Source organism: Croceicoccus sp. (assembly GCF_983967925.1).
Genome location: NZ_CFETID010000016.1, coordinates 62,655 through 89,005, shown reverse-complemented (window position 1 = coordinate 89,005; position 26,351 = coordinate 62,655). Strand labels below are relative to the sequence as shown.

Below are 26,351 nucleotides of genomic sequence, written 5' to 3'. Positions count from 1 at the left end.
GGATGGTGAAATAGTCGACGCCCTGCTCGGCCTGTTCGATCAGCGTGTCGCGGAAGACGTCCCACGTCAGCTCTTCGGCGATGCCGCCGACCTTTTCCAGCGCCTGATAGATCGGCACGGTGCCGATCGGCACGGGCGAGTTGCGGATGATCCATTCGCGCGTGTCGTGGATGTTGCGGCCCGTCGACAGGTCCATGACGGTGTCCGCGCCCCAGCGGATCGACCAGACCATCTTGTCGACTTCGCTCGCCACGTCGGACGCCACGGCGCTATTGCCGATATTGGCGTTGATCTTGACGAGGAAATTGCGACCGATCGCCATCGGCTCGGTCTCGGGATGGTTGATGTTGTTGGGGATGATCGCGCGGCCGCGCGCAACCTCGTCACGCACGAATTCGGGAGTGACATATTCGGGGATCGCCGCGCCCCACGAATTGCCCTCGATCTCGCGGCGGATGTATTCGCGGCCCAGATTCTCGCGCTCGGCCACATATTCCATTTCGGGGGTGATGATGCCCTGCCGCGCATAGTGCATCTGGCTGACGTTCTGGCCCGCCTTGGCGCGCAGCGGGCGCTTCACCACCTTGGGGAACGGGGGCACGCCGCCGCTGCGGTCGGGGCCCAATTGGCCATTGTCCTCGGGCTTGATCTCGCGCGCGTCATATTCCTCGACATCGCCGCGGCCCATGATCCAGTCGCGGCGCAGTTGCGGCAGGCCCGCCTGAATGTCGATGGTAGCGTTCGTGTCGGTATAGGGCCCGCTGGTGTCATAGACGCGGACCGGGTCCTCGCCGCCTTCCAGCGAAATCTCGCGCATGGCGACGCGCACGCCGCTGCCCGATTTCGCAGCCACATGCACCTTCTTCGATCCGCGAATGGGGCCGGTGGTGACGCCGATTTCCAGCTTGCTGTTGATGTCCGCCATTGAAAGCTTCCTTCCTCGATGGGGCGCGGTTGGCCCTCTTTTTTGCGGAGGAAGGGGAGAGCGCGGGATTGGTCCGCATGAACGCCCTTCCCTCCGCCCGTGCTAACGGGTTCAGGTTCAACGGGTCGCGGGCCGCTACGCCCACCTCTCAGCCACAGCAGGCTCCCCGGGGTATGCAACGACTCTACGCACTCGCTTGCGCCCTGTCCAGCAAAGGAGATGTTTAGCAGGGGCGATGTGCGGCGGAGCCGATGGTTTGACAGCGCCGCGCGCATTCGCCACCCCGCATTCGATGTCCACGCCCCGCCCGAAAGCCAGAGTCGAGCTGCGCCGCCTTGGCCGCGAAGGCCAGCCGCTGGTCGTCATCGACGATTTCAGCGGCCAGCTTGCCGCCCTGCGCGAAGCGGGCGCGGCGGCGCATTATGCCCCGGCGGGCGCCTATTATCCGGGACTGCGCGCACCCGCGGACCCCGCCTATCTTGACCTGCGGCGCGACCTGCTGGTCGATGTGATGCACCGCGCGTTCGGCCTGCAGCGCTCCCTGCACTGCGAGGCGGCCGCCTTTTCGCTGGTGACGCGGGCGCCCGGCGATCTCTCGCCCGACCAGCGCGTGCCGCATCACGATCACGGCGGCCCCGGGCTTATCGCATTGATGCATTACCTCTGCGGTCCGCAAAGCGGCGGCACCGCGTTCTACCGCCACCGCCGCACGGGGTTCGAGTCGATCACGCCAGAACGCATGGATGCCTTCGCCGCCGCGCTGAAGGAGGATGCACGCGAGTACGGCCCGCCGCCGCCGCGATATTGCCACGGCGACAGCGACGCCTATGAAATGCTGCACGAGGTAGAGGCGCGGCCCGACCGGCTGATCCTCTATCGCGGACAGGTGCTGCATTCGGGCGTGATCCCGGACCCGGCGGCGCTGTCGGACGATCCCCGCCAAGGCAGGCTTACGATCAATATGTTCTTTCAGGGACGCTGATCCCCGGCCGCGAATGCGGGGGCTGCGCCCAAAGGGTCTAGCACGAAAGTTTCGATTGTAAGCAGCCTGTTGCCGGATTAGCCAGACGAAGGGGGGGTCGTCGGGACGGCCCCGGTTGCACGGGGGTACATCCATGTTCATCGTCACTCGTCTGACGGGCGCGTCCGCGCTCGCCATCGCTGCGTGTTGTGCGCTTTCGCCGGGAATGGCGGCGGCGGATGAGACGCCGGAGTGTAATGCGAGTCCTGGCACTGACGGCATATCGGGCACCGCCGACGACGGGCTGGAATGCGGTGCGGGCGCAGTCGCCGGTTTCGAAGGCACCGCGGTTGGCAACGGCTCTACAGCCGGTTACCAGTCTGCTGCCGTCGGCGACGGCGCCGATGCGGGGGGATCGCGGTCCGTTGCGGTCGGCGCTGGAGCCCAGGCGGTTTATTCGAACAGCATTTCAATCGGCAGTGCCGCCAAGTCCAACGGAAGCAGCTCGGTTGCGATCGGCAGGGGCATCGTTGCAGGGTCTTCGGGCGTCGCGATCGGCAGTGGAAGCGCAGATCGATACGGCGTCGCTATAGGCTTCAGTTCGAGCAGCGGAGAGGCCGCCATCGCGATTGGCGGCTTTTATGACGACAGCGGCGCATCGATCAGGACAAGCCGGTCCAATGCCAGCGGCGACATGTCGATAGCGCTCGGCGCGGGGGCGGACGCCCTGCAAAATGGGTCGGTCGCGATCGGGGCCGGATCCACCTCCTACTCACAGCACAGCGTTGCACTCGGCACCGGCTCGGTCACATTGACTGATTTCACCGTTTCGGTCGGCAGCAGCACCATCAAGCGGCGAATTTCCAATCTTGCCGACGGCGTGGATGCGACCGATGCTGTGACCTTGCAGCAGCTGGAAAACGCCATCGCCACCGGCAGTGCCGATCCGACCGTCGGCCAAGTCCTGACCTATCTCGACGTCAATTCGGCAGGGGCCGGTGCCACGGCAGGGGGCGAGGATGCGATCGCCCTGGGCGAACTGGCCTCGGCGCAAGGGGGCGGGTCGATCGCGCTCGGTGCCGGATCCGTGTCAGACGCAGCATCGTCCGTGGCTATGGGTCATCAGGCATATGCCGCCAATAAACAGGCCGTCGCCATCGGTTTCCAGGCGGCGGTCGAGGCGGATTCCGGTATCGCGATCGGGAGTTCCTATTCGGAGGGTGACCGGGGCGTGGCCGTAGGTACCGGCGCGTGGTCCAGCGGGGACGACGCCCTTGCTTTCGGTACGGAAAGCTATGCGTTCGGACCCGGCGCAATCGCGATCGGCGGACAGGCCAATGCCAGGACCCCCTATTATTCGGATGACCCGGCCGACCATGCGACAGCAATCGGATACTCATCCGACGCGGCCGGAGCAGGCTCGATTGCCATAGGGTCCTATTCCGTGGCGCAGAACGACGATAGCATCGCGATAGGGCGGCGCGCGACCGCAGGCCCCAACGGTGTGGCGCTCGGGTCCTCCGCCGCAGCATCCTCGCAATTTTCAACGGCAATCGGCAGCGCGGCTTCTGCTTCCGACACGGCATCGGCCTTCGGCGCGATGAGCCTTGCGCAGGGGGCGTTCGCGCTTGCCGCAGGCTATGGCGCAACGGCTGACAGTGGCTACGCCACTGCCATCGGGGCGGACGCAAAGGCAGTGCATCTCAATTCGATCGCAGTTGGTAGGGATAGCATCTCCCAAGCCTCTAACGCCTTGGCACTGGGTGTTGGCGCCAAGGCGACCGCTGCATCCGCCTCTGCTTCGGGACATCAAGCGGTTGCCGCAGGCAGATCAAGTTCAGCCGTCGGCAACGGAGCCTATGCCGCAGCCGACTATGCCGCGGCGCAGGGTTTCAATGCGCAGGCGACCGGGCTTCGTTCTGCCGCCATCGGGACGCTGACGCGCGCCAGCGGTCGCGATTCCTTTGCGGCGGGTGTCAGGACTTCGGCTGCCGGGGTGCTGGCCACGGCGATCGGTTATGAGGCCAATGCCTCCAGCGGGCGGGCGACGGCGATCGGCACGCAGGCCGTGGCCAGCGGTCAGGCGGCGACGGCGATCGGGACCTCGGCCTCGGCGGCGTACAACAATTCCACTGCCGTGGGTTACGAGGCGAAGACGACCGCGGGCAACCAGGTGGCGCTGGGCGGCGCGGGGTCTTCGGTGAAGGTCGGCGACATCAATGCCAGCACGGCGGCGCAGGCGGGGCCGCTTTACAGCGTGACGGTGGACGAGACCGGCACGCTGGGCCGCGGCGGGGCCCTCGCATCGGGGCAGCAGGTCGCTTCGCTGGCGAGCCAGATGCAATATGTCGCGGCGGTCAGCGACGCGCAGTTCGAGGCGCTGACCGGACGGGTCGACGTGCTGGACGGCCGGGTCGATGCGCTGGAATTCAACCTCGACGAGCTGGACGAACGGTCGAGCGGCGGGGTCGCGGCGGCGATGGCGCTGGGCGGCACCGCGATCGTGCCGGGCAAGTCGGTGTCGATGACCGTCTCGGCGGCGACATGGGGCGGCCAGCAGGGCTTTGCCGGTTCGCTTGCGGGCCGGGTCAACGACGGGGTGTATGTCTCGGCGGGCGTCACCGGCGACACCGGCAGCAAGCAGGTCGGCGGGCGCGTGGCGGCGACGTTTGGATTCTGACGCGTCGGCGGGTTCGGGCAGGTCGGCGGGTCGGGCAGGTCGGAGGGTTCTGGCGGCTTTTCCGGCCCCTTGCAGGCCGGAAACGTCTACCCGTTCCTAAGGGCAATCGCTCCGACGGCCAGTTCGCTATGGCTGGCGGCGCGATCTGCCTGTAGGCAGGCGGTCAATGGGTACGCAGCAATTCGACATCGCCATCGCCGGCGGCGGGCTTTCGGGAGCGATGATCGCGCTGGCCCTGCGGGCGCGGCGGCCCGACGTCTCGGTCGCGCTGGTCGAGGGCGGGCCGGCCATCGGCGGGCATCACGTCTGGTCGTTCTTCGCCACCGACATCGCCCCCGCCGACCGCCCACTGGTCGAGCCGCTGATCGCGGCGCGCTGGGATGCGGGCTATGAGGTTGCCTTTCCCGAATATCGCCGGACGCTGCCGACGTCCTACCGCTCGATCACCTCGGAACGGCTGGCGCAGGCGGTCGATGCGGCGCTGCCCGATGGCGCGGTGATGACGGGCGCCCCGGTGGCCGCGCTGGATGCCGCCGGGCTGGACCTTAAGGGCGGCACGCGGATCGCGGCACGCGCGGTGATCGACGCGCGCGGGATCGGGCCTTCGCACATGGGCGTGCTCAAGGGCGGGTGGCAGAAATTCACCGGCCAGATGCTGGAGCTTGCACAGCCGCACGGGCTGACCCGGCCGGTGGTGATGGATGCCAGCGTAGAGCAGCATGACGGATATCGCTTCGTCTATGTGCTGCCGTTCGGGCCCACCACTTTGTTCGTCGAGGATACCTATTACGCCGACGCCCCTGCGCTCGACCGCGATGCGATGGCGGGGCGGATCGCGGATTATGCGGCGGCGCACGGCTGGCAGGTGACGGACATCTCGCGCGAGGAGACGGGCGTGCTGCCCGTCGTCACCGGCGGCGATTTCGATGCGCTGTGGCGCGGCCATCCGCCGGGTGTCGCGCTGGCGGGCGTGCGCGCCGGGTTGTTCCAGCCGCTGACCAGCTATTCCCTGCCCGATGCGGTGCGCTTTGCCGCGCATATCGCGGCCCTGCCCGATCTGGACGGCACCGCCATCGCCGCCGCCTCGCGCGCGTATGCGCAGGAACATTGGCGGGGCGGGCGGTTCTATCGCCTGCTGGCGGCCCTGCTGTTCAGCGCCGCCCAGCCGGGCGAGCGATATCGCGTGCTGCAGCGTTTCTACCGCCTCGACGAGGGGCTGATAGAGCGTTTCTATGCAGGCGGCAGCACGCCTGCCGACATGGCGCGCGTGCTTGCGGGCCGCCCGCCTGTTCCCCTAACGAAAGCGGCCATGGTGCTTGCGGGCGTTTCCGTTCCGCCCTTCCTCAAGGATAATCGATGACTTCCGAAACGAAATCCCGACCGCGTCCCGCCGCCGTCATCGGCGCCGGGTTCGGCGGGCTTGCACTGGCGATCCGGCTTCAGGCCTCGGGCATAGAAACCACGCTGATCGAAGGGCGCGACAAGCCCGGCGGCCGCGCCTATTTCTGGGAGCGCGACGGTTTCACCTTCGATGCCGGACCCACCGTCATCACCGATCCCGATTGCCTGCGCGCATTGTGGAAGCTGACCGATCACGACATGGACGAGGATGTCGAGCTGGTCCCGGTGACGCCGTTCTACCGCCTCAACTGGGAGGACGGGACCAATTTCGACTATTCGAACGACAATGCGAAACTGGCGCGCGAGATCGCGAAGCTGAACCCCGACGACCTCGCGGGCTACGAGGAATTCCTGCAATATTCCGAAGGCGTGTGGCGCGAAGGCTATGTGAAGCTGGGCCATGTGCCGTTCCTCGACTTCAAGTCGATGCTGAAGGCCGCGCCCGCGCTGGCCAAGTACCAAGCGTGGCGGTCGGTCTATTCGATGGTGTCCAGCTTCATCTCGGACGAGAAGCTGCGCGAGGCGCTGAGCTTTCATACGCTGCTGGTGGGCGGCAATCCGATGTCGACCAGTTCGATCTATGCGCTGATCCACAAGCTGGAGAAGGACGGCGGCGTGTGGTGGGCCAAGGGCGGCACCAACCGGCTGGTCGCGGGGATGGTGAAGCATTTCGAAAGGCTGGGCGGCACCGTCCGGCTGGGCGATCCGGTCGTCGCGATCGAGACCGCGGGCAACAAGGCCACCGGCATCACCTGCGCCAGCGGCTGGCATGAGAATTTCGACGCGGTCGCCAGCAATGCCGACGTGATGCACAGCTACCGCGACCTGCTGACCGGCAACCGGCGCGGGCCGCAGGTGGCGTCGAAGCTGACCAAGAAGCGGTATTCGCCCAGCCTGTTTGTGGTGCATTTCGGCGTGAAGGGCACCTTCCCCGACATTCCGCACCACATGATCATGTTCGGCCCGCGCTATAAGGGGCTGCTCGACGACATCTACAAGCATGGCGTGCTGCCGCGCGACTTCTCGGTCTATCTGCACCATCCCAGCGCCAGCGACGACGGCATGGCGCCCGAGGGTCATTCGACTTTCTATGCGCTGGTCCCCGTCGCGCATCGCGGCAAGCTGCCGGTGGACTGGAACGCGGCCGGAGAGGATCTGGAAAAGCGCATTCTGGACGAGGTGGCCAAGCGCCTGATCCCCGATCTGCACGACCGGATCGTGACCAAGTTCCACTATACGCCGTTCGACTTCACCCACGACCTCAACGCCCATCTGGGCAGCGCGTTCAGCCTTGAGCCAATCCTGACGCAGAGCGCGTTCTTCCGCACGCACAACCGCGACGACGAGATCACGAACCTGTATTTCACCGGCGCGGGCACGCATCCGGGCGCGGGCATTCCCGGCGTCGTCGGCAGCGCGCGGGCGACGGCGCGGCTGATGCTGACCGATCTGGCGCGGCGCTGATTTTCATGCCTGCCGATTATTCGCACGGCGGCCTGTCTCGCACCGAACTGGTCGCGCATGCCCAGCGCGCGATCGGCAAGGGGTCGAAAAGCTTTTCCGCCGCCAGCCGCCTGTTCGACCGCGAAACGCGCGAAAAGGTCTGGCTGCTCTATGCATGGTGCCGCGCCTGCGATGATCTGGCCGATGCGCAGGACATGGGAGGCGAACTGGGATCGCAGGAAGGCGCGAAGGAACGCGTCGCCCTGCTGCGCAGCCGCACCGCGCAGGCACTGGCGGGACAGCCGACGGGCGATCCCTCGTTCGACGGGCTGGGGCTGGTCGCGCGCGAATGCGGCATCACGCAACAGCACTGCGACGACGTGATCGCGGGCTTCGTGCTCGACGCCGCCGACTGGCGCCCCCGCAGCGAGGGCGACATGATGGAATATTGCTATCACGTCGCGGGCGCGGTCGGCGTGATGATGGCGCTGGTGATGGGCGTGTCGCCCGATGACGAGGATACGCTGGAGCGCGCCTGCGATCTGGGCCTGGCATTCCAGCTGGCCAATATCGTGCGCGACGTGTGGGAGGATGACGCGGCGGGGCGCTGCTATCTTCCCGTCGAATGGCTGGTCGAGGCCGATATTCCGCCCGGCCAGCACATGAAGCCGATGTACCGCAATCAGCTGGTCGAACTGGTCGGCGAGGCCTGCGCCATCGCCCGCGCGCATGAGGCTTCGGCCCGGATCGGCGCGGCGCGGCTGCGGTTCCGGCACCGCTGGGCCGTGCTGGCCGCGACCGGCATATACGGCGGCATCGCCCGCAAGGTCGAGGCGGCGGGCACCCACGCATGGGACCACCGCGCGCATACGACGAAGCTGGAAAAGCTGGGCTGGCTGGCGCAGTCATGGGCCGCGTCGCTGCGCCCCGAGGCGGAGGAATGCGCCGAGGCGGCCGGTCATCGGCGCTTTACGCTGGCCGATTTGCGCGAAAGGGCGACGCGAAACCGGACTTTAATTCTGGCGGCGTAAATCGCTGTTCATGAGTTTAAGGAAACCCTTTCGCGCCGCAGAGCTGCGTGACAGGCGGGGCAAAATTATCCCGTTCCGTCGTTCCCCGCGATGCAAGTCAAAGTCCCCTTCTCCCATGCGCACCACCGGTTTCATCGTCCTTGCCGCCTCCGTCTTCCTGATCGGGATGGGCGTCACCCTGCGTTTTGGCGGCGATATCCTCGAACCCGATGCGCCGGAAAAACTGGCCGCCCCGCAAGCATCGGCCAGCGATACGCTGTCGGCACGATTTACCAGCTGCGACGGGCCAAGCCGCGTCAACTGCGTGGTCGATGGCGACACGTTCTGGCTGGCGGGCGACAAGATCCGCATCCTCGACATCAATACGCCCGAAACGTCATCGCCCGGTTGCGACCGCGAATATGCGCTGGGCAAGCAGGCGACCGCGCGGCTGACCGAATTGCTGAACGCAGGGCCGTTCTCTCTGGAATCGGGGCCGGAAGATACCGACCGCTATGGCCGCCTGCTACGGCGGGTCACGCGCGGCGGGCAGAGCCTTGGCGAGATACTGATTGACGAGGGGCTGGCCGAGCGCTGGCGCGGCTACAAGGGGAATTGGTGCTGACGCGCGGCAATGAAGAAATTGTCCTGATCGGGAACGCCGCCGACATGAATATTTCCCGAACCCCGCGTTAAGCCGATATTCGCGGATCGGGCCTAAGCATGGCAGCACAGGATCGTTGCTGCCACTCGGTCCGGAAACAATTTTCAAGGCCTGCGTTGGAGCCTGTATGACCGTATCGGTAATCCTACATGACGCCATCGGCGCTTCGCCCGCCGAAATCGAATTCATCCGCGAGTCCGTCGCCCTGCTGAGAGAGGCCGTGCAGGCCCCCGGTTTCGGCGGGTCGGTCAGGCAGGCCGAATATTCCAGCGCAAGCTGGCAGGGACGCCACGGCACGATACGCGAGCTTAACGGCGGCGGCGTGTGGGACCGCATCGTGCAGGGCCGCGAATCCGGCCATTGCGGCGATCATGCGCTGAACCTGTCGATAGAGATTGCAGACCTGCCCGACGCGACCGCGGGACGCGGCGTGATCGGCGCGACGCGCATCGGCACGCTGCCAATCTTCAGCGCGCGCTGGTTTCTGGAACGCTGCATGATGGTGGACGATCCGGTGAACTATGCCGCCCATCTGATGCACCAGTGGATGCACGTATCGGGCTTTGTCCACCGCAAGGACGAGGCGGGCAAGGATGCGCCATCGGTCGTATCGCGGCTGGTGCGCCGCACGCTGGAGCCCAAGCATGGCGAGCGCATCGATGCGCAATTGACCGCGCTCGTCACGCTGAGCGTCGAGCGCTGCGATTGCTGCGAAGTGACCGGTTCCGCGCCCGGCGTGGGCATGCAAGTCGCCTGAAGCCGCCGGGCCCCCTACGCGATTGACGGGGAATAGGGGGCGCGTAGCCGTTCCCTTTTCGTGCCGCGCTTCCTATCTTGCGGGCCATGCCCGAGAGCCATTCGACCGACATTCAGGCGCTGACGCTTCCCGCGCTGCATGCCAGCCATTCGGGTTGCTGGCTGGCCGCGCCCGATGGAAAGGTGCGCGGGCTTTCGCGGGGCGAGGCGATCATGGCGGCGGCGGAAACCCCGCTGCTGATGCTGAACGCGCCGCTGGTCGCCAGCCGCCTCGGCTATCCCGAGCTATCGGGGCTGGACCTGCTGGAACTGTTCGCCTTCGTCCATCCGGCGCGCTTCATGGTGCCGACGCCGCGCGGGCTGGCCCATGCGCTGAACCTGCCCGAACCCGCCAGCGAGGACGAGGTGCCGCTGCTGCTGGCCCGCGCCGCCGCCGCGCTGTTTGCGCGTTGTGAAGGAAATCCGGGTGAGGCGGGCGATTGGGCCGAGCGCGAGGGCGCGTGGAGCGTGCTGCAATCGCTGGTGCGGCATCGCTGGCCCTGGGCGCAATTGCTGCTGCCGCATGTGAAGCGGCCCGAACGCGCCGAACGCTGGGTGTTTTCGAAACTGCCCGAATGGGAGGAGCGCCCTGCCCGCCCGCAGCCCGCGCATACCGTGCTGGACGGCGGCGCGGTGGCGGACCGGCTGGACGCGCTGACCGGTCACGGCTCCGAAAGGCGCGAGGGTCAGCGCGACTATGCCCGCGCCGCCGCCCATGTGTTCGAACCGCGCCGCGAGCGGGGCCAGCCCAACATGCTGCTGGCCGAGGCGGGCACGGGGGTCGGCAAGACTTTGGGCTATCTGGCCCCCGCCTCGCTGTGGTCGCAGCAATCGGGCGGAACGGTATGGGTGTCGACCTATACCAAGGCGCTGCAACGCCAATTGCGCCGCGAGAGCCGCCGCGCGTGGCCGGAGTCCGGGCCGAATGACGCGGCGACGCGCGAGACGCCCGCCGTCGTCGTGCGCAAGGGGCGCGACAATTACCTGTGCCTGCTGAACCTTGAGGATGCATTGCAAGGCGGCGGCTTTACCGGGCGGCCCGCGATCTTTGCGCAGCTGGTGGCGCGCTGGGCGGCCTTTACCGAGGATGGCGACATGGTCGGCGGGGACCTTCCCGGCTGGCTGCCCACCTTGTTCCGCAAGCGCGGGCTGGCGGCTCTGACCGACCGGCGCGGCGAGTGCATCTATGCCGGGTGCCCGCATTTCAAGCGCTGCTTCATCGAACGCGCGGCGCGCGATTCGGCGCATGCCGATCTGGTCATCGCCAATCATGCCCTGGTCATGGTGCATGCAGCACGGGCGCAGCACAGGGACGAAGGCGCCAATGCCCGCCCTGCGCGCATCGTGTTCGACGAGGGGCATCATCTGTTCGACGCAGCCGATTCGACCTTCGCCGCGCAATTGTCGGGGGCCGAGGCGATCGAGATGCGGCGCTGGGTGCTGGGGCCGGAGACGAAGGCGGGACAGGCGCGCAGCGGGCGGCGGCGCGGGCTGTCGGCGCGGCTGGCCGATGTGGCGAGCTATGACGAGGCGGCGGGCAAGGCCATATCCGACGCGCGCGATGCCGCGATGCTGCTACCCGCCGACGGCTGGCTGGCCCGCATTGCCGAGGGCGAGCCGATGGGCGCGATCGAGATATTGCTCTCCCATGTCCGCCGCCTGACCCATGCCCGCGACGAAAGCGGCAGCGGCGAAGCAGGATACGGGATCGAGACCGAGGCCGCCGATCTCGACGGGCCATTCCTTGAGGCGGCGGGCGAAGCGCGCGATGCGCTGGCCCGGTTGCGCCAGCCGCTGATGAAGCTGATGGCGCGGCTCGACGCGCTGATCGCCAGCGGCGAGGATGCGCCCGACTGGATGGACGGCCAGACCCGTCAGCGGATCGAGGGCGCGCGCCATGCGATGTCGTGGCGGATCGACAGCCTGTCCGCGTGGGAAGCGCTGCTGGCGCGAATGGGAGGCCCCGCCGATCCCGATTTCGTCGACTGGCTGGCGGTCGACCGCGCCGAAGCGCGCGAGTTCGACATCGGCCTGCACCGCCGCTGGCTGGACCCGATGAAGCCCTTTGCCGCCACCGTGCTGGAACCCGCGCACGGGGTGATGCAGACCAGCGCGACCCTGTGCGACCGGTCGGCCCCTTCCCGCGGCGATGGGGCGGAAGCAAACGAGGGCCGCGAGCCCGACTGGGCGCGTGCGGTGGCCCGCTCGGGCGCGGGGCATCTGGGGCTGTCCCCAAAGCTGGCCGAGGCTGCCAGCCCGTTCGATTATGCCAGCCAGGCCGAGGTGCTGATCGTGACCGATGTGCCGCGCGGCGATATCGGCGCGTTGGCCGCCGCCTATGGCCGCCTGATAGAGGCTTCGCAGGGCGGCGTGCTGGGTCTGTTCACCGCGATCCGGCGCCTGCGCGCGGTGCATGCGCGGATCGCCGACCGGCTGGCGCGCGGCGGGCTGCCGCTCTACGCGCAGCATGTCGATCCGATCGACACCGGCACACTGGTCGATATCTTCCGCGACGATCCGCGCGCCTCGCTCTTGGGCACCGATGCCTTGCGCGACGGGGTGGACGTGCCGGGCGATTCGCTGCGGCTGGTGGTGATGGAGCAGGTGCCCTGGGCCAAGCCCTCGATCCTGCACCGCGCGCGCCGCGCCGCGCATATGGAGCAGTTCGATGCGAACCGGCAGGCCTATGACGATGCCATCGTCCGCGCCCGCATCGCGCAGGCGTTCGGGCGGCTGATCCGCAGCAAGGACGACCGGGGCCGCTTCGTCGTGCTGTCGCCCGCGTTCCCCTCGCGCCTGCTGTCGGCCTTTCCCCAAGGGACGCCTGTGCACCGGCTGACACTCGATGACGCTTTACAAAGATTGCAGGGACGTGTTTCCTCTGACGAAGCGGTGACATTCGAAGAGGAGCCAGAGGGTTGAGCGATGCTGCGCCCACAGCGGGGAACAGCGCATGAAGCGCCTGGGCCTGCTGCGCCATGCCAAGTCCGAGGAGCACCAGCCATCGGGCCGCGATTACGATCGCGGGCTGAACGGCAAGGGCCGCCGCGCCGCCGCCGCCGTTGGCCGTTCGATGACCCGCATCCAGCCGCCGTTCGGCCGGGTGATCGCCTCTGCCGCTGTGCGCGCGCAGGAGACGATCGACATCGTGCTGGACGCGATGGGCCGCAGCGCGCCGGTCGAGCGGGTCGACCTCAAGTCGCTGTACCTCGCCGATCCCGACCAGCTGATCGACAGCGCGGTCGAACATGGCGGCGATGCCGACACGCTCCTGCTGGTCGCGCATAATCCGGGGCTGGAGGAGCTGCTGCTGCAACTGGTCCCCGCCGATCCCGCGGACGAGCTGCGCGCCATTGCCGAGCGCAAGTTTCCCACCGGCGCCTTTGCCCTGATCGAGCTGGATATCGCCGACTGGAGCGAATTGCCGGGTGCGCAGGGCCGGCTGACGGCCCTGACCCTGCCGCGCGATCTGGACCCCGCACTGGGCCCGGAATATGCGCGCTAGACTGCGGCGGACTCTTCGGACACAGGAACCAAACAAGCCGTGCGGCCTTGTTGTGCATGGGTCCATTTTTCCCCGCATGGCGCGAACGTCAAAGTCCGAACGATCGCCCCCCAGATATGACGATGGAGTATCGAGTGACGTCGGATGCCAGTGATGACAGCACACGTCTGAAATCATCGAACCAGGCCCACCGCGCGATCTATGCACCCGATTCGCCCTCGAACGCGTTCGAGGGGGCAAGCGGGCTGCTGTTCGAGCAGGCGATGGCGCAGACCCGCATGGCGGTCTGCCTGACCGATCCGAACCAGAAGGACGATCCCATCGTCTTTTGCAACGAGGCGTTCCAGCAGCTGACCGGATATCGCGCCGAAGAGATCATCGGCCGCAATTGCCGCTTTCTGCAGGGGCCCGACACCGACCAGGCGCAGGTTGGCAAGATCCGCGACGCCATCCGCAGCGAGGAAGTCGTGGTGGTCGAGATCCTGAACTACAGGAAGGACGGGTCGACCTTCTGGAACACGCTGCACCTTGGCCCGATCTATGACGAGATGGGGACGCTGAAATATTTCTTCGGCAGCCAGTGGGACGTCACCGACATCCACCAGTCCCGCGCCGACGAACGCCACGCCAAGGCGATGGCGCGCGAGGTGTCGCACCGGCTGAAGAACGTGTTCGCCGTGATTGGCGGCATCGTGAATATCACCGGCCGTTCGATGGATGCCAAGAATGTCGCGCGCAAGATCAACGAGCGCGTGCAGGCGCTGGGCCGTTCGTACGAGCCGACGCTGGACGAGGCGGTGCTAGGCACGATCCATGTCGGGCAGGCGATCCGCGCGGTGCTGGCGCCCTATGATCCCGAAAACGACCGGTTCGTCTTTACGGGCAATGGCATCCGCACCGAGCCCAATGCAATCTCCGCGATCGGGCTGACGCTGCACGAACTGGCCACCAATGCGACCAAATATGGCGCCCTGTCGCACCCCGGCGGCACGATCGAGGTGTCGTGGGCGCATGTGAAGGACAAGTTCTCGCGCAACTCGCTTGAGATCGAGTGGATCGAGCGCGGCGGCCCCGCCATCGAATGCCCTCCCGAATCGAATGGGACCGGTTTCGACATTGCGCGCACCCTGTTGGGCCATTCGCGCGGCGTGCTGGAAACCGAATGGGAGCATGACGGGTTGAAGGCCCGCATCCTGATCCCGATTACGAATGGATAATCTTAACAAATGAAGCTGTTCCTTGTCCTCGAGGACGAACCGTTCATCGCCATGGACCTGCAATATGCGTTCGAGGACGCAGGCTATGAAGCCGTGACCGCGGTCGGCAATGAAGAGGCGATTGCCCATATCGAGGAAAGCGACATCGTCGGCGCCATCCTTGACGTCAGCCTTGGCGGGGGCGTCACCTGTCAGGCGACGGCCACGCGCCTCGCCAAAGAGGGGATTCCCTTTATCCTGCATACGGGCGACCTTGACCGCGTGGGCGAGCATCTGCGCGAAATCGACGCGCCGATCATTCCCAAGCCGCGCCCGGCCGAGGATGTGGTGGCGCGGCTGATCGACCTGATCGGCCAGCCGGCGAGCTGAGCCCTTGGCGCAGGATTTTTATTGATGCAGGAGAAGGCGGCAATCGCGCCGCTGCAGCCCGACCATCTGACGATCATGGTGTCGTCGCTGGATCGCAGCATGGCGTGGTATGACGCGCTGCTGCCGCTGCTGGGCTTTCGCAGGCACAAGCCCCATATCTGGAGCAATGGCAGCTTCTTTCTGCAATTCGCTCAGGCGAAACCGGGCACGTCACCCTACGAACGCTATGGCGCGGGGGTGAACCATGTCGGCTTTGGCGCGCCCGATGCGGATACTGTCCATGGCATAAGACAGGGGATGCAGGACGCCGGGTTCGAAGTGCCTGATATACAGATGCTGAAAGGGGCGACGGCGCTGTTCATGAAGGACCCCGACGGCTTTCGCTTCGAGATCACCTATTACCCGCCGGGCGTGCCGGTTGTTGATTAGGCCGGGAGCGGTCTAGAGCGCCTCGGCCAGCGTCGCGCGAATGGCCCGCAGCCTTGCCACCAGTTCGGGTTGTGCGCCGCGGTCCAGCCGCGGATCGGGCGCGGCGTCAGGCACGGGAACGGGTTCCTCCCCCGTCTGCCCCGATTTCAGCGCCCGCACTGCGCCCTTGATGGTAAAGCCTTCGCGGTTGAGCAGCCGGTCGATGGTCTGCAGCAGCGCGATATCCTCGGGCCGGTAATAGCGGCGCTGTCCGCTGCGCTTGACCGGTTTCAGCATCGGGAACTGTTCTTCCCAATAGCGCAGCACATGCGGCTTGATGCCCAGCGCGCTCGACACCTCTCCGATCGTGCGGAAGGCGGCGTCGTCCTTTCCATCGTCGAAGAGCTTGTCGTCGTCGAAGAGGTTGCCGGCTTCGGTCACAATAATCTCCGTTCCTGAAGCAGGCGCGCGGCGTTACAGCCCGCTCACCTTGTCCTTCAGCATCTTGCTGGCGCGAAAGGTCATCACCCGGCGCGGGGTGATGGGGACCTCTACGCCCGTCTTGGGATTGCGCCCGACCCGTTCGCCCTTGTCGCGAAGCAGAAATGTGCCGAAGCCGGAGATCTTCACATTTTCCCCGTCCGCCATCGCATTGCACATGTGACCCAGAATATTCTCGACCATGTCCAGCGATTCGGCGCGGCTAAGACCCACCTTGCGGTGAATGACATCGGCAAGATCGGCACGGGTCAGCGTTCCGACAGATCGCATATCCAACATTCCCCTGTTTCCCCCTCTCGGTTGCGGGCGACCCGAGACGTGTTCGCAAACTATTTCATACACGCCGCATCGTTCCAAACGAAAACGGGACTGTAGAGCCACTTAACGGGGGTTTTTAGGGTAGTCGGTGCATCGATCTGGCTAGGGCGCGACCGATTCGGGGTGTCCGGGGCATGGATTCGAACACATATGGCACTTTTGTCAGCTTCTCAGCAGGCAGGCGCCCCAGGTGAATCCGCCGCCCATCGCCTCCAGCATGATCAGCTGACCGGGCTGGATTCGCCCGTCCTTGACCGCCACATCATAGGCGAGCGGGACGCTGGCCGCCGATGTATTGGCATGCTCGTGCACCGTCTTGATCACCTTTTCGGGCGGCAGGTTCAGCTTCTTCGCGGTCGCGTCTAGGATGCGGACATTGGCCTGATGCGGCACCACCCAGTCGAGCTGTTCGCCCGCGATGCCGCCTTCTTCCATGACTTCGCGCAGGACATCGGCGAGATTGGTGACCGCATGGCGGAACACTTCCCGCCCCTTCATCCGCAGCTTGCCGACGGTGCCGGTGGTGGACGGTCCGCCATCGACATAGAGCAATTCGTTATGCGCGCCCTCGGTATGAAGGCGGCTGGCGATGATGCCGGGGGCGGTGCCGGCCTGATCCTCGGGGAGGTCGCGCGCTTCGAGCACCATGGCGCCCGCGCCGTCGCCGAACAGAACGCAGGTGCCGCGGTCTTCCCAGTCGAGGATGCGGCTGAAAGTCTCCGCCCCGATGACCAGCGCGCGGTGCACGCCGCCAGCCGCCGCGCCCGCGGGCGTCTTGAGCAGCGCATCCGCCGTGGCGATCGCATAGAGAAAGCCCGAGCACACCGCCGCGACATCGAACGCATAGGCGCCGCTTGCGCCCAGCAGGTCCTGCACCTTGCTGGCGGTGGACGGGAACGTCTGGTCGGGTGTGGCGGTCGCCACGATGATCAGCGAGATATCGGCCGCGGTCAGGCCAGCCGCATCCAGCGCCCCGCGCGCGGCATCGGCGGCCAGCGTGGCGGTCGTCTCGCCCTCGCCCGCGATATGGCGCGCGGCGATGCCGGTGCGCTCGCGGATCCATTCATCGCTGGTGTCGACGGTCTTCGCCAGCTCCTCGTTGGTGACGCGCCTCTTCGGCAGCGCCGAGCCGGAACCGATGACGCAGCTGCGCCGGATCATGCCCTTGGGTATGTTCATGCCTCTTCCGCGCTGGCCGATGGACGGCGGGTGCGTGCCTTGGCGGCCAGACCGCTTTCGGCAAGGTCGGCCTTGATGCGCTCTATCAGGTCTTCTTCCAGCAGCCGCGCGGTCACGGCGACCGCATTGGCCACGCCCTTCGCATTGGCGCTGCCGTGGCTTTTCACCACCACGCCGTTGAGGCCGAGGAAGACCGCACCATTATGGTTGTTGGGATCGAGATGGTGCTTGAGCAATTCGGTCGCGGGGCGCGAGACGAGGAAGCCGATCTTCGAACGCAGCGAGGACTGAAACGCCTCTTTCAACAGGTCGGTCACGAAACGCGCCGCGCCCTCGACCGCTTTCAGCGCGATATTGCCCGAAAATCCGTCGGTGACGACCACGTCGGTCTCGCCCCGGTTGATCTTGTCCGCCTCGGTAAAGCCGCCGAAGCTGAAGGCCAGCTGTTCCTGCGCCGCGCGCAGCGTGTCCGACGCCTCACGCAATACGCCGGTGCCCTTCGTTTCCTCGGTCCCGATGTTCAGCAGGCGGACGCGCGGTTCGGGCAGGTTCGTCGCGATGCGCGAATAGGCCGCGCCCATGATCGCGAACTGCACCAGGTTGCGGGCATCGCATTCGGTGTTCGCGCCCAGGTCGAGCATGACCATGTCGGTGTCGCCCAGCGTGGGCATCAGCGCGGCCAGAGCGGGCCGGTCGATCCCCGGCAGGGTGCGCAGCGACAGCTTGGCCATCGCCATCAGCGCGCCGGTGTTGCCAGCCGACACGGCAGCGCCGGCATCGCCGCGCTTGACCGCGTCGATCGCCATGCCCATCGAGGTCTTGCGCGCACGGCGCAGCGCCTGCGTGGGCTTTTCCTCGCCGGAGACGACTTCGGGCGCGTGGAGAATCTCCGACGCGCCGCGCATGTTGGGATGATCTTCGAGGGCGGCCTTGATTCGCGTCTCGTCCCCGACCAGCAGGAACTTGAAACGATCGTGACGGCGACGGGCAAGCGCCGCGCCTTCGACCATCACGCGCACGCCCTCGTCGCCGCCCATCGCATCGACGGCGATACGCGGCAGACTCATCCTACTCTCCGGCCAGTCGGTCTTTTACAGGCCAACCGCTATGATTTCACGGCCGTTGTAGTGGCCGCATGCGTCGCACAGATTGTGCGGACGCTTCAGTTCGCCGCAGTTCGAGCATTCGTGGAACGCTGCGGGCTTGAGCGCATCGTGCGCCCGGCGATTGCCACGGCGATGCGGGGATACTTTTCTCTTCGGAACAGCCATTTCGGCACCTGTTTAAAAAATCGGTCAATATTTGCGGGCCGCACTAGGCCAAGCAGCGGCGGACGGCAAGGCCCACCGGGAGCAAGACGCAAGTTTGCGGCGAAGGCGCGCCCTTTAGCGATTCTGACACGAAAAGCAAGGCCGGGCTGTGACGCGCGTCAGCACGAGAGGCCGGTCACACCTCGATCCTGTAGCCGTTCGATTCGTTCATTTCGGCATCACGCGCGGCCTCCGCCCCCTGTTCGGCGTGAATCTTGAGGCGCGCGACGGCATTGTGGCATGCCGTCCCCATCATCCATTGCTCGTGCGCCAATTGCCGCTCCGTCAGACGAGGGAGGAAATGCGCGGTCACCTTCACCCGGACCAGGCAGGCATCGCCGCCCATCGGTTCGAGCGAATAGGTCTCGCGGGCACGTTCCAGCCTGCCTATGATCGGGATTGGCGCGGAATCGAAGACGTATCGGACCACCGGTTCGGTCTCGACAATCTCAATCAGATATTCGTGATCCTCCAGCCCGGTCATGACCAGCCGCCATTCGCCCGGTCCGTCGCCAACCCTCAGCCGGTGGCCCTGCGCCGCCAGCGCATTGAGCGGGTCCGACCAGTCGAGCAGGCGATAGACATGGTCCGCCGGTCGTTCGATCCGGATTTCATCATCGAAATCGAACGGGCCTTCGGGCACCAGTTTTCGCTTGAACAGCCCGAACATTTCACGCTTCCCCTCGCCCGCGGCGGCCTGGGTCCGCATATCCGCCGATTGACGCATGACAGCAGCAAGCGCGTTAAGAAATGCCTTTTTTCACGCCCTCTTCCAGCGGCTCTCGCGGCCTCGGCGGCGAGCCGGTGCGGGCGGCCCTGCGCCGCGACAATTCGCGCGCATATTCCTGCAGGTCGGGAACCTCGTCCAGCTCGTCCACGATCTCGAAGCCGAAGATCGTCTCCAGCACATCCTCGAGCGTGACGAGGCCGAGGAAGGTGCCGTATTCGTCCACCACCGCCATGATGTGGTGATGTTCCGAGATCAGGCGGTGGAACAGCCGGTCGACCGTCGATTCGTCTAGCACGGGCGGCAGCGGGCGGATCAGCGATTCGATGCCGTGCTGCCCCTTCCCGCCGTCGAGCAGCAGCGAGAGCACTTCGTGCTTGATGACGAAGCCCGCGATTTCGTCCTTGTTTTCCGCATAGACGGGGATGCGGGTGAACGGCACTTCGCGGATGCGGTCGGCGGCTTCCTGCAAATTGGTCTTGCGGCTGAGCGTGAACACCACCGTGCGGGGCGTCATCACGTCGGACACCTTGAGCGCGTTCAGCTGCAGCATGTTCTGCATGAAGCGAACCTCGCTGCTGTCGATCTGGCCCGACGCCTGACCCAGGCTGGCGACAGCCAGGATTTCCTCGCGGTGCTGCGGGATATCGGCGGCGCGGCCCATGGTGATGATCTTGGTCAGCTGGCGCGAGGCCCAGACCAGCGGGGCAAGGCTCTTGATCATGATCGGCAGGATCCACGCCGAGAATGGGGCCAGCGCACGAGCATATCGGGCGCCGATAGTCTTGGGGATGATTTCGGTCACCACCAGGATCGCCAGCGTCAGTATGGCCGCGAACACCGCCTCTCCGCCGCTGCCGTAGAGCGCGGCATATTGCGCGCCCGCGCCAGCCGCGCCCATGGTGTGGGCGATGGTGTTCAGCGTCAGGATCGCGGCCAGCGGGCGTTCGATATCGTCCTTCAGCCGCTTGAGCCGCCCGGCCCATTTCGCGCCCTGCTCTTCCGACGTGCGCACCTGCGAGGGCGTGATAGTCAGCAGCGACGATTCGAGGATCGAGCACAGAAAGGACACGCATAGCGCGAGAGCGATATAAAAGATCAGCAGCGCCATGTGGTCGAGCTATTCCCCCCGGTGTTGGCGTGAAACCCTATTGCTTCAGTGCCCTATTGCTTGAGTGCCCTATTGTTTAAGGGCCATGTCGGCAACGAAGGGGTTCGACTGTCGTTCCGCGCCAAATGTGCTGACGGGGCCGTGGCCGGGCACGAAAGTGATGTCGTCGCCCAGCGGCCAGAGCTTTTGCGTGATCGCGTCGATCAGGCTCTGGTGGTCGCTCATCGGGAAATCGGTGCGGCCGATGCTGCCCTTGAACAATACGTCGCCGACAAAGGCGAAACGGCTGGGCTGGTGGACGAAAACGACATGGCCCGGCGTGTGGCCGGGGCAATGCACGACGTCGAGCTCAAGCTCGCCCACCGTCACCGTGTCGCCGTCCTTCAGCCAGCGGTCGGGTTCGAACACCTGCGCCTCGACCCCCCAGCGGCCCGCGTCGTCGTCCAGCCGCGCGATCCAGAAGCGGTCGGCCTCTTCCGGTCCCTCGATCGGCAGGTCCAGTTCCTTGGCCAGCACGCCCGCCATTCCGCAATGGTCGAGATGGCCGTGGGTGATCAGGATCTTTTCCAGCGTGACGCCGGATTTGGCGACGCCCGATTTCAGCTTGTCGAGATCGCCGCCGGGATCGACGAGCGCGCCCTTCATCGTCTTCGTGCACCAGATCAGCGAGCAATTCTGCTGAAGAGGGGTGACGGGCAGGATGGCGGCGCGCATGGCGGGCTGGGTGGCGGCGTCGGTGGTGTGGGCATCGGTCATGGGTCGTGAAATGGCCAGAGCGCGCGCGTAATGCAAGCCGCTACGGGGAACCGGGCAGCCGCAACGCCCATTGACGGGCGAGTGATTCCGGCCATGAAAGGCATCATGAACCGCGCCAACACCATGCCGGACACCGCTGCGCCCGCTGCCGCCCGCCCCCCGCGCGAGCATTTCTGGGACACGCTGCGCGCATTGCTGATGCTGCTGGGAATCCCCTATCACGTGGCGCTGTCGTACATGGTGGGGCGGCAATGGATCGTGAAATCGGGCGAAGGCGTGACCGGCTTTATCGAACTTGCGCGGTTCATCAGCCTGTTCCGCATGCCGGCCTTTTTCCTGATCGCGGGCTATTTCGCGGCGATGCTGCTGGCGCGGCGCGCGCCGGGCACATGGCTTGAGGGGCGGTTCCGGCGGCTGGCGATCCCCTTCCTGACCTCGATCATCGTGCTGGTGCCGGTGATGAACTGGTTCTGCGAAATCTCGAACCTGCCTTTTGCGCAGGCGGTGTCGAGCTGGATCGACAATTCGTCGAAATCCGGCGGGTACTGGGTGCGGCATTTATGGTTCATCGTCGTGCTGCTGTATTTCTGCTGCGCGGTCGCCTTGCTGGCGGCGGTGAAGCGCGATTTCGCGCAGGCGCGGCTGCCGGGGTGGGCGGACCGGCTGGTGGGGCGGCACATGGTGCTGGCGCTGCTGATCCTGGCGACCATCGTCGGCCTGTGGGAAGCGCTGGCGGTGGAGGCGTTCTATATCTGGGGCTTCAACACCAATCTGATCCAGCAGATCCTGCGCATTGACCAGGCGATCATCTATGCGCCCTGGTTCGCGATGGGGTGCTTCCTTCAGCGCAGCCGCGAGGCGGTGGCGCGGGTGATGCGCTATTCGCATCTGACGGCGGTGCTTGCGGTGGTGGCGGTGACATTGGCCATCATCACCAAGGAGCAGGTCCACCCTGCCCTGTTCCGCTTTATCGAGACGTTTGCCGCGCTGCTGATGACCCAATTGCTGATCAGCCTTGCGGCGCATCTGTTCGACCGGCCGATCCCCTCGGTGCAGCGCTTCACCGCGGCCAGTTTCGTGATCTACCTGTTCCACCTGCCGCTGATCTGCGGGCTGGTGTTCGCCGGGCAATATGTGCCGATCCCGCCGCTGATTAAGGCGCTGGCGGTGATGGGGCTGACACTGGCGATATCCTATGGCGCGTGGCTGGTGATCGAACGCAGCAGGCCGCTCGCGCTGCTGTTCGATGGCGGGATGCGGCCCACGCCGGTCGCGTCCTCCCAGCCAGACGCAACGGCCCGCTAGACGCGGCCCCCCTTCCAGACCACGCGGCCCAGCACCTCCAGTTCGTTCAGCGGCACCGCCATGTCCGAGGGATAGGCATGGTTGTCCGAAATCACCGCCGCCTGCCCCGTGCCGAACTGCAGGCGCTTTACCTGCAGCACGCCATCGCGGCGAATCACGTGGATGCCGTCGCGCAGCCGCCCCGCCGGGTCCGAATCGGCTCGGGCGACCAAAATCTCGTCCCCGTCGCGCAGGGTCGGCTCCATCGAATCGCCTGCCACGCTCAACGCCGATAGCGCGCCCGGCGTCAGGCCCAGCTCACGCAGCCAGCCCTGCGCGAACCGCAGATGACCTACCGGTGCATCATCCTCGGCCACTGCGCCCGGCCCTGCCGAGGCCCCCAGCGCAAGGCGCGGCACATCGACCCAGCCCGACCGCGCATTCGGGAGTTTTCCTGCGGGTTTTGCACGTGTGGGAGAAATATCCTCCACCTCGGGCGCGCCCAGCTCATCCTCTCCCACGCCGAAGAAGCGCGCGAGGGTGGCGCGGTCGGTCTCCTCCAGCTTTCGCGGGCTTCCCTTGCGGATAAACTGCTGAAGATAGCTGGCATTTCTGCCGATCAGCTTGGACAGGGCGGCGAGGCTGACGCCCCGCCGCTCGGCGAGATCCATCAGCCTTTCGCGGGCCGGATCGAGTGTGAGATTATTAACCATTCCTCATTCCTACATGAAAGATTTTTCCTAGACAAGTAGGATTTCTCCTGCGACCTCATAGGTGTTCCTACGGGGCGATTCGAGAAACAGGGAGTTCCAAGTGCTTATCCGTGAAATTGAGAAATTCCTGCGCAGCACCGGCATGCCTGCCAGCAAGTTCGGACGGATGGCGGCGCGTGACCCGCGGCTGGTGCATGACCTGCGCAATGGCCGCGAACCCCGTCGCCGCATGATCCTACGCGTGGAACATTTCATGAACAAATACAAGCTGGAGATGCCCAATGCGCGCTGAATTCCCCCGTTCCACCCGTTCGCTGCGCACCCCGCGCCCCACTCGCCGCACCCCTTCGGAACGTCTGGAGGAAGCTGTTCTCGCGCTGGCGGGCGGTCTGGGCGCGGTGACGATCCACCGCGAGATGCCCTGGGCTAGCATTACTTTCGCCGGGTCGCGTCACACCATGTCGCTATGCTTCACGGGCAGCGGGGCGGTCGACGCGGGCGAGGAGCTGCTGGCCCGCCTGCCCGATCACGAGTTCACGATTCCCGGCCAGCTGGTCGCCGATGCGCAGATTGTGAAGGTGGAGCACGAGATGCTGCCCGAACCCAAGCTGCGGGTCGAGGTCGAACTGCTGCTGCTGGAGGAGTGAGCGAGCCTTAGCCCAGCCTCCACTCCCAGCCGAGCGGATCGCCGTCCATGACCTCGACCCCTTTTGCCGCAAGCTCGTCCCGCAGCGCGTCCGACAAGGCGAAATCCTTGTCGGCGCGGGCGGCCTTGCGGCGAGCGAGGATGGTCTCGATCTCGGCTTCGGCGATTTGTGCGCCCCTTGGCCCGATACGCAGCGCTTCACGCTCCGCCAGCGGCAGGCCGAGCGCGGACATCATCGAGGCGACCAGCGCGCCCTTTTGCGCGGCGTCGACCTTCTTTACCGCCACCGCCTCTTCCAGCACGGTCAGCGCGACCGGCGTGTTGAGGTCGTCGGACAGCGCGGCGTCGAACTTGTCCAGCAGCGGCGTCAGCTTTGGATGCGTCACCGCCGCCTGCACATCGGCCAGCTTGGCACCGTCCGTCACCGTTTCCGTCACATTGCGCGCAGCCGCCAGCAGCCGTTTCAGCCGCACCAAGGCCGCGCCGAGGCCGTCCCAGCTGAATTCCAGCTCGCTGCGGTAATGCGCCTGCAGGCACAGCATGCGATAGGCGAGCGGGTGATAGCCCTTGTCGATCAGCAATTGCAGGCGAAGAAACTCGCCCGACGATTTCGACATCTTGCCCGATCGCTCGACCAGGAAGTTGTTGTGCATCCAGATGCGCGCGCCCGAGTTGGCGGGATCCGCCAAGCTCATCGCCGACTCCCCGCCGCAACCGCAAAAAGCCTGGTTCTGCGCGATCTCGTTCGGGTGGTGGATCTCGCGGTGGTCGATGCCGCCGGTGTGGATGTCGAAGGGAAAGCCCAGCACCTCGCCGCTCATCACCGAGCATTCGAGATGCCAGCCGGGCGCGCCGCGGCCCCATGGCGAATCCCATTCCATCTGGCGCGTCTCGCCCGCGGGGGTCTTGCGCCAGATCGCGAAATCGGCGGCATTGCGCTTGCCCTCGACCGCTTCGATCCGTCCTTCACCCTCATCGGTGACCGCGCGCGCCAGCCGCCCGTAATCGGCCACGGTCGACACGTCGAAATAAAGCCCGCTGTCGAGTTCGTAGCAATGCTTCGGCGCGATCTTCCCGGCAAAGGCGATCATCTTGTCGATATAATCGGTCGCGATCGTCCACTGCGCGGGCTGTCGGATGTTGAGCGCCGCGACATCCTGCCAATAGGCCTGCGTGTAATGCTCCGCGATGTCCCAGATGGACTGCGAGCGCGCCGCCGCCATCTTCTCCATCTTGTCCTCGCCCTGATCGGCGTCGTCGGTCAGATGGCCCACATCGGTGATGTTGATGACATGGGTAAGGCTGTAACCCTTCCACGTCAGCACGCGGCCCAGCATGTCGGCAAAGACATAGGCGCGCATATTGCCAATATGCGGGTAGTTATAGACCGTCGGCCCGCAGCTATAGACCCGCGCCTCCCCTTCGTGGACGGGGGCGAAGGTCTCGGCCTTGCGGGTCAGCGAGTTGAACAGGGTCAGAGCGGTACCGGTCATGGCGCGCTGCCTTACGCCCCGCGCAGGCAAGGTCAAGCGCCGCCAGCCGGTCGCGGGCAAGCAGGCGAGTCGGAAGGGACCGGCGGATGGCGCCCCTATCAATCTGCGCGTCCATCGCCATAAATGCGCTTCGCCGTCTTGTTAGATAATTAACAAGGCTTGCCATATGTCAATTTAATGCAACTTTATTGTTATTACCATGAATGGGTTTGACAGTAAGTTGCATGGGCGCGAAAAGCGTCATGGGACTGAACAAAACATAATGTTCACGACCGACCACTCGTCATCATCGCCGTAAATATTCGGGTCGCTTTCACGCGATTTTGCCTGTCGGCCGGTTATCCCTTTTTAGAAAAGGATAAACCGATGAAAAAGATCTTAGCAGTTACTGCATCCGCCATACTTGCCGTCACGGCAGTGCCGGGCATGGCCAAGCAGGACAAGAACCCGCCCATCCTGGTCGATGCGAACAGCGCCAGCGCGCAATGGGCATCCGCCGCTTCACAGGACCTCGACCGCGAATTGCAGAGGATGGCCGTGCCGATGCGCCGGGATTTCCCCAATGCGCTCGTCCAGATCCGTTTCGAGGTCGAGAACGGGGAGCCGGTCAACGTGCGGGTGCACCGCCAGTCGGGCGACCGCTGGCTCGACCGGGCCGCGATGCGGTCGGTCGAACGCATGGATAATCTTGGCCCCATGCCCGTCAGCTATAACGGCAGCCGCACCGTGCAGGCCAATATCATCACCGCACGAGACGACCGCTCCTTCGCTGTATTGAACGACGAGCTTCTGACGATCGAGGAAGCGCGCCTTGCATCCACCGGACCAGACCGGACGGTGATTGCGCTAAACGCCGGCTCCATGTCCGCCGGATAGGCCGATCATCCGCGAGGGACTGCCCCGGGTTCAACACCCCCCCAGTCTGCTACAGGCGT

Annotated in this window: 27 protein-coding genes and 1 riboswitch; of the genes, 16 read left to right on the top strand and 11 right to left on the bottom strand. The window is 65.6% G+C overall.

Going from position 1 to position 26,351, the window contains the following annotated elements; translation table 11 throughout:
* Positions 1 to 925 (bottom strand): phosphomethylpyrimidine synthase ThiC (locus AC4FIJ_RS10565; RefSeq protein WP_490336686.1); only part of this gene is annotated, 925 nt, incomplete at its 3' end.
* A 70-nt stretch (positions 926 to 995) separates the two neighbouring features.
* Positions 996 to 1,104: riboswitch (TPP riboswitch) on the bottom strand.
* Between the two features lie 113 nt (positions 1,105 to 1,217).
* Between AC4FIJ_RS10565 and AC4FIJ_RS10560 the strand changes: the two genes are divergently transcribed.
* The 12 genes from AC4FIJ_RS10560 (at position 1,218) to AC4FIJ_RS10505 (ending at position 15,399) form a co-directional block, all read left to right on the top strand.
* Positions 1,218 to 1,907, top strand: coding sequence for a DUF6445 family protein (locus AC4FIJ_RS10560; protein WP_490336685.1), 690 nt, complete (start codon positions 1,218 to 1,220; stop codon positions 1,905 to 1,907).
* Positions 1,908 to 2,040: 133 nt separating this feature from the next.
* Positions 2,041 to 4,566 (top strand): hypothetical protein, encoded by a 2,526-nt coding sequence (locus AC4FIJ_RS10555; RefSeq protein WP_490336684.1) that lies wholly within the window; start codon positions 2,041 to 2,043, stop codon positions 4,564 to 4,566.
* Between the two features lie 166 nt (positions 4,567 to 4,732).
* A complete protein-coding gene (gene crtY / locus AC4FIJ_RS10550) occupies positions 4,733 to 5,926 on the top strand; it encodes a lycopene beta-cyclase CrtY (protein ID WP_490336683.1) in 1,194 nt (397 codons plus the stop codon).
* Entirely contained in the window at positions 5,923 to 7,431 is a 1,509-nt protein-coding gene (locus tag AC4FIJ_RS10545; RefSeq protein ID WP_490336682.1) for a phytoene desaturase, read from the top strand. The genes crtY and AC4FIJ_RS10545 overlap by 4 nt, the downstream gene beginning before the upstream one ends.
* Positions 7,432 to 7,436: 5 nt before the next feature.
* Complete coding sequence (locus AC4FIJ_RS10540) at positions 7,437 to 8,441, top strand: phytoene/squalene synthase family protein (RefSeq protein ID WP_490336681.1); 1,005 nt, start codon at positions 7,437 to 7,439, stop codon at positions 8,439 to 8,441.
* A 115-nt stretch (positions 8,442 to 8,556) separates the two neighbouring features.
* On the top strand, positions 8,557 to 9,045 hold the full coding sequence (locus AC4FIJ_RS10535) for a thermonuclease family protein (protein ID WP_490336680.1): 489 nt from the start codon (positions 8,557 to 8,559) through the stop codon (positions 9,043 to 9,045).
* 166 nt (positions 9,046 to 9,211) lie between these two features.
* Positions 9,212 to 9,841 carry a hypothetical protein gene (locus AC4FIJ_RS10530; protein ID WP_490336679.1) on the top strand — a complete coding sequence of 210 codons (630 nt, stop codon included), beginning with the start codon at positions 9,212 to 9,214 and terminating at the stop codon, positions 9,839 to 9,841.
* 86 nt (positions 9,842 to 9,927) lie between these two features.
* Positions 9,928 to 12,801, top strand: coding sequence for an ATP-dependent DNA helicase (locus AC4FIJ_RS10525; protein ID WP_490336678.1), 2,874 nt, complete (start codon positions 9,928 to 9,930; stop codon positions 12,799 to 12,801).
* A 31-nt stretch (positions 12,802 to 12,832) separates the two neighbouring features.
* On the top strand, positions 12,833 to 13,384 hold the full coding sequence (locus tag AC4FIJ_RS10520) for a SixA phosphatase family protein (protein ID WP_490336677.1): 552 nt from the start codon (positions 12,833 to 12,835) through the stop codon (positions 13,382 to 13,384).
* Between the two features lie 134 nt (positions 13,385 to 13,518).
* Complete coding sequence (locus AC4FIJ_RS10515; protein WP_490336676.1) at positions 13,519 to 14,601, top strand: PAS domain-containing protein; 1,083 nt, start codon at positions 13,519 to 13,521, stop codon at positions 14,599 to 14,601.
* Positions 14,602 to 14,610: 9 nt separating this feature from the next.
* Positions 14,611 to 14,970 (top strand): response regulator, encoded by a 360-nt coding sequence (locus AC4FIJ_RS10510; RefSeq protein WP_490336675.1) that lies wholly within the window; start codon positions 14,611 to 14,613, stop codon positions 14,968 to 14,970.
* 24 nt (positions 14,971 to 14,994) lie between these two features.
* Positions 14,995 to 15,399: a VOC family protein gene (locus AC4FIJ_RS10505; RefSeq protein WP_490336674.1), complete on the top strand. Its 405-nt coding sequence runs from the start codon at positions 14,995 to 14,997 to the stop codon at positions 15,397 to 15,399.
* A gap of 12 nt (positions 15,400 to 15,411) precedes the next feature.
* On the opposite strand, the gene AC4FIJ_RS10500 is transcribed toward AC4FIJ_RS10505, so the two are convergent.
* The 8 genes from AC4FIJ_RS10500 to AC4FIJ_RS10465 form a co-directional block, all read right to left on the bottom strand.
* Entirely contained in the window at positions 15,412 to 15,819 is a 408-nt protein-coding gene (locus AC4FIJ_RS10500) for a MerR family transcriptional regulator (RefSeq protein ID WP_490336673.1), read from the bottom strand.
* Between the two features lie 33 nt (positions 15,820 to 15,852).
* Positions 15,853 to 16,149: an integration host factor subunit alpha gene (locus AC4FIJ_RS10495; RefSeq protein ID WP_490336672.1), complete on the bottom strand. Its 297-nt coding sequence runs from the start codon at positions 16,147 to 16,149 to the stop codon at positions 15,853 to 15,855.
* 210 nt (positions 16,150 to 16,359) lie between these two features.
* Entirely contained in the window at positions 16,360 to 17,376 is a 1,017-nt protein-coding gene (locus AC4FIJ_RS10490) for a beta-ketoacyl-ACP synthase III (RefSeq protein WP_490336671.1), read from the bottom strand.
* The gene (gene plsX / locus AC4FIJ_RS10485) at positions 17,373 to 18,443 is read right to left on the bottom strand and encodes a phosphate acyltransferase PlsX (protein ID WP_490336670.1); all 1,071 of its coding nucleotides are present in this window, start codon (positions 18,441 to 18,443) and stop codon (positions 17,373 to 17,375) included. Before plsX ends, AC4FIJ_RS10490 begins: the two co-directional genes overlap by 4 nt.
* A 24-nt stretch (positions 18,444 to 18,467) precedes the next feature.
* A complete protein-coding gene (gene rpmF / locus AC4FIJ_RS10480; RefSeq protein WP_490336669.1) occupies positions 18,468 to 18,647 on the bottom strand; it encodes a 50S ribosomal protein L32 in 180 nt (59 codons plus the stop codon).
* A 175-nt stretch (positions 18,648 to 18,822) separates the two neighbouring features.
* Positions 18,823 to 19,395, bottom strand: a complete 573-nt coding sequence (locus tag AC4FIJ_RS10475) for an SRPBCC family protein (RefSeq protein WP_490336668.1) — start codon at positions 19,393 to 19,395, stop codon at positions 18,823 to 18,825.
* 34 nt (positions 19,396 to 19,429) lie between these two features.
* Positions 19,430 to 20,524: a CNNM domain-containing protein gene (locus tag AC4FIJ_RS10470; protein ID WP_490336667.1), complete on the bottom strand. Its 1,095-nt coding sequence runs from the start codon at positions 20,522 to 20,524 to the stop codon at positions 19,430 to 19,432.
* A 69-nt stretch (positions 20,525 to 20,593) separates the two neighbouring features.
* Positions 20,594 to 21,238 carry an MBL fold metallo-hydrolase gene (locus AC4FIJ_RS10465; RefSeq protein ID WP_490336690.1) on the bottom strand — a complete coding sequence of 215 codons (645 nt, stop codon included), beginning with the start codon at positions 21,236 to 21,238 and terminating at the stop codon, positions 20,594 to 20,596.
* A gap of 147 nt (positions 21,239 to 21,385) precedes the next feature.
* Here AC4FIJ_RS10465 and AC4FIJ_RS10460 point away from each other — a divergent pair, with 147 nt between their 5' ends.
* Positions 21,386 to 22,585, top strand: a complete 1,200-nt coding sequence (locus AC4FIJ_RS10460; RefSeq protein ID WP_490336666.1) for an acyltransferase family protein — start codon at positions 21,386 to 21,388, stop codon at positions 22,583 to 22,585.
* On the opposite strand, the gene AC4FIJ_RS10455 is transcribed toward AC4FIJ_RS10460, so the two are convergent.
* Positions 22,582 to 23,277 carry a LexA family transcriptional regulator gene (locus AC4FIJ_RS10455; RefSeq protein ID WP_490336665.1) on the bottom strand — a complete coding sequence of 232 codons (696 nt, stop codon included), beginning with the start codon at positions 23,275 to 23,277 and terminating at the stop codon, positions 22,582 to 22,584. The genes AC4FIJ_RS10460 and AC4FIJ_RS10455 overlap by 4 nt on opposite strands.
* A 100-nt stretch (positions 23,278 to 23,377) precedes the next feature.
* Between AC4FIJ_RS10455 and AC4FIJ_RS10450 the strand changes: the two genes are divergently transcribed.
* Positions 23,378 to 23,569, top strand: a complete 192-nt coding sequence (locus AC4FIJ_RS10450) for a hypothetical protein (RefSeq protein ID WP_490336664.1) — start codon at positions 23,378 to 23,380, stop codon at positions 23,567 to 23,569.
* Positions 23,559 to 23,924: a hypothetical protein gene (locus AC4FIJ_RS10445; RefSeq protein WP_490336663.1), complete on the top strand. Its 366-nt coding sequence runs from the start codon at positions 23,559 to 23,561 to the stop codon at positions 23,922 to 23,924. The genes AC4FIJ_RS10450 and AC4FIJ_RS10445 overlap by 11 nt, the downstream gene beginning before the upstream one ends.
* 7 nt (positions 23,925 to 23,931) lie before the next feature.
* On the opposite strand, the gene cysS is transcribed toward AC4FIJ_RS10445, so the two are convergent.
* Complete coding sequence (gene cysS, locus AC4FIJ_RS10440; protein ID WP_490336662.1) at positions 23,932 to 25,416, bottom strand: cysteine--tRNA ligase; 1,485 nt, start codon at positions 25,414 to 25,416, stop codon at positions 23,932 to 23,934.
* A gap of 366 nt (positions 25,417 to 25,782) precedes the next feature.
* Between cysS and AC4FIJ_RS10435 the strand changes: the two genes are divergently transcribed.
* Positions 25,783 to 26,292: an energy transducer TonB gene (locus AC4FIJ_RS10435; RefSeq protein ID WP_490336661.1), complete on the top strand. Its 510-nt coding sequence runs from the start codon at positions 25,783 to 25,785 to the stop codon at positions 26,290 to 26,292.
* Positions 26,293 to 26,351: the final 59 nt, after the last annotated feature.

What these genes read in the sequence shown, in the direction of transcription:
- AC4FIJ_RS10560 (WP_490336685.1), top strand. Translation starts at nt 1,218, where the DNA reads ATGTCCACGCCCCGCCCGAAAGCCAGAGTCGAGCTGCGCCGCCTTGGC.
- AC4FIJ_RS10555 (WP_490336684.1), top strand. Translation starts at nt 2,041, where the DNA reads ATGTTCATCGTCACTCGTCTGACGGGCGCGTCCGCGCTCGCCATCGCT.
- crtY (WP_490336683.1), top strand. Translation starts at nt 4,733, where the DNA reads ATGGGTACGCAGCAATTCGACATCGCCATCGCCGGCGGCGGGCTTTCG.
- AC4FIJ_RS10545 (WP_490336682.1), top strand. Translation starts at nt 5,923, where the DNA reads ATGACTTCCGAAACGAAATCCCGACCGCGTCCCGCCGCCGTCATCGGC.
- AC4FIJ_RS10540 (WP_490336681.1), top strand. Translation starts at nt 7,437, where the DNA reads ATGCCTGCCGATTATTCGCACGGCGGCCTGTCTCGCACCGAACTGGTC.
- AC4FIJ_RS10535 (WP_490336680.1), top strand. Translation starts at nt 8,557, where the DNA reads ATGCGCACCACCGGTTTCATCGTCCTTGCCGCCTCCGTCTTCCTGATC.
- AC4FIJ_RS10530 (WP_490336679.1), top strand. Translation starts at nt 9,212, where the DNA reads ATGACCGTATCGGTAATCCTACATGACGCCATCGGCGCTTCGCCCGCC.
- AC4FIJ_RS10525 (WP_490336678.1), top strand. Translation starts at nt 9,928, where the DNA reads ATGCCCGAGAGCCATTCGACCGACATTCAGGCGCTGACGCTTCCCGCG.
- AC4FIJ_RS10520 (WP_490336677.1), top strand. Translation starts at nt 12,833, where the DNA reads ATGAAGCGCCTGGGCCTGCTGCGCCATGCCAAGTCCGAGGAGCACCAG.
- AC4FIJ_RS10510 (WP_490336675.1), top strand. Translation starts at nt 14,611, where the DNA reads ATGAAGCTGTTCCTTGTCCTCGAGGACGAACCGTTCATCGCCATGGAC.
- AC4FIJ_RS10505 (WP_490336674.1), top strand. Translation starts at nt 14,995, where the DNA reads ATGCAGGAGAAGGCGGCAATCGCGCCGCTGCAGCCCGACCATCTGACG.
- AC4FIJ_RS10495 (WP_490336672.1), bottom strand. Translation starts at nt 16,149, where the DNA reads ATGCGATCTGTCGGAACGCTGACCCGTGCCGATCTTGCCGATGTCATT.
- AC4FIJ_RS10490 (WP_490336671.1), bottom strand. Translation starts at nt 17,376, where the DNA reads ATGAACATACCCAAGGGCATGATCCGGCGCAGCTGCGTCATCGGTTCC.
- plsX (WP_490336670.1), bottom strand. Translation starts at nt 18,443, where the DNA reads ATGAGTCTGCCGCGTATCGCCGTCGATGCGATGGGCGGCGACGAGGGC.
- rpmF (WP_490336669.1), bottom strand. Translation starts at nt 18,647, where the DNA reads ATGGCTGTTCCGAAGAGAAAAGTATCCCCGCATCGCCGTGGCAATCGC.
- AC4FIJ_RS10475 (WP_490336668.1), bottom strand. Translation starts at nt 19,395, where the DNA reads ATGCGGACCCAGGCCGCCGCGGGCGAGGGGAAGCGTGAAATGTTCGGG.
- AC4FIJ_RS10470 (WP_490336667.1), bottom strand. Translation starts at nt 20,524, where the DNA reads ATGGCGCTGCTGATCTTTTATATCGCTCTCGCGCTATGCGTGTCCTTT.
- AC4FIJ_RS10465 (WP_490336690.1), bottom strand. Translation starts at nt 21,238, where the DNA reads ATGCGCGCCGCCATCCTGCCCGTCACCCCTCTTCAGCAGAATTGCTCG.
- AC4FIJ_RS10460 (WP_490336666.1), top strand. Translation starts at nt 21,386, where the DNA reads ATGAACCGCGCCAACACCATGCCGGACACCGCTGCGCCCGCTGCCGCC.
- AC4FIJ_RS10455 (WP_490336665.1), bottom strand. Translation starts at nt 23,277, where the DNA reads ATGGTTAATAATCTCACACTCGATCCGGCCCGCGAAAGGCTGATGGAT.
- AC4FIJ_RS10445 (WP_490336663.1), top strand. Translation starts at nt 23,559, where the DNA reads ATGCGCGCTGAATTCCCCCGTTCCACCCGTTCGCTGCGCACCCCGCGC.
- cysS (WP_490336662.1), bottom strand. Translation starts at nt 25,416, where the DNA reads ATGACCGGTACCGCTCTGACCCTGTTCAACTCGCTGACCCGCAAGGCC.
- AC4FIJ_RS10435 (WP_490336661.1), top strand. Translation starts at nt 25,783, where the DNA reads ATGAAAAAGATCTTAGCAGTTACTGCATCCGCCATACTTGCCGTCACG.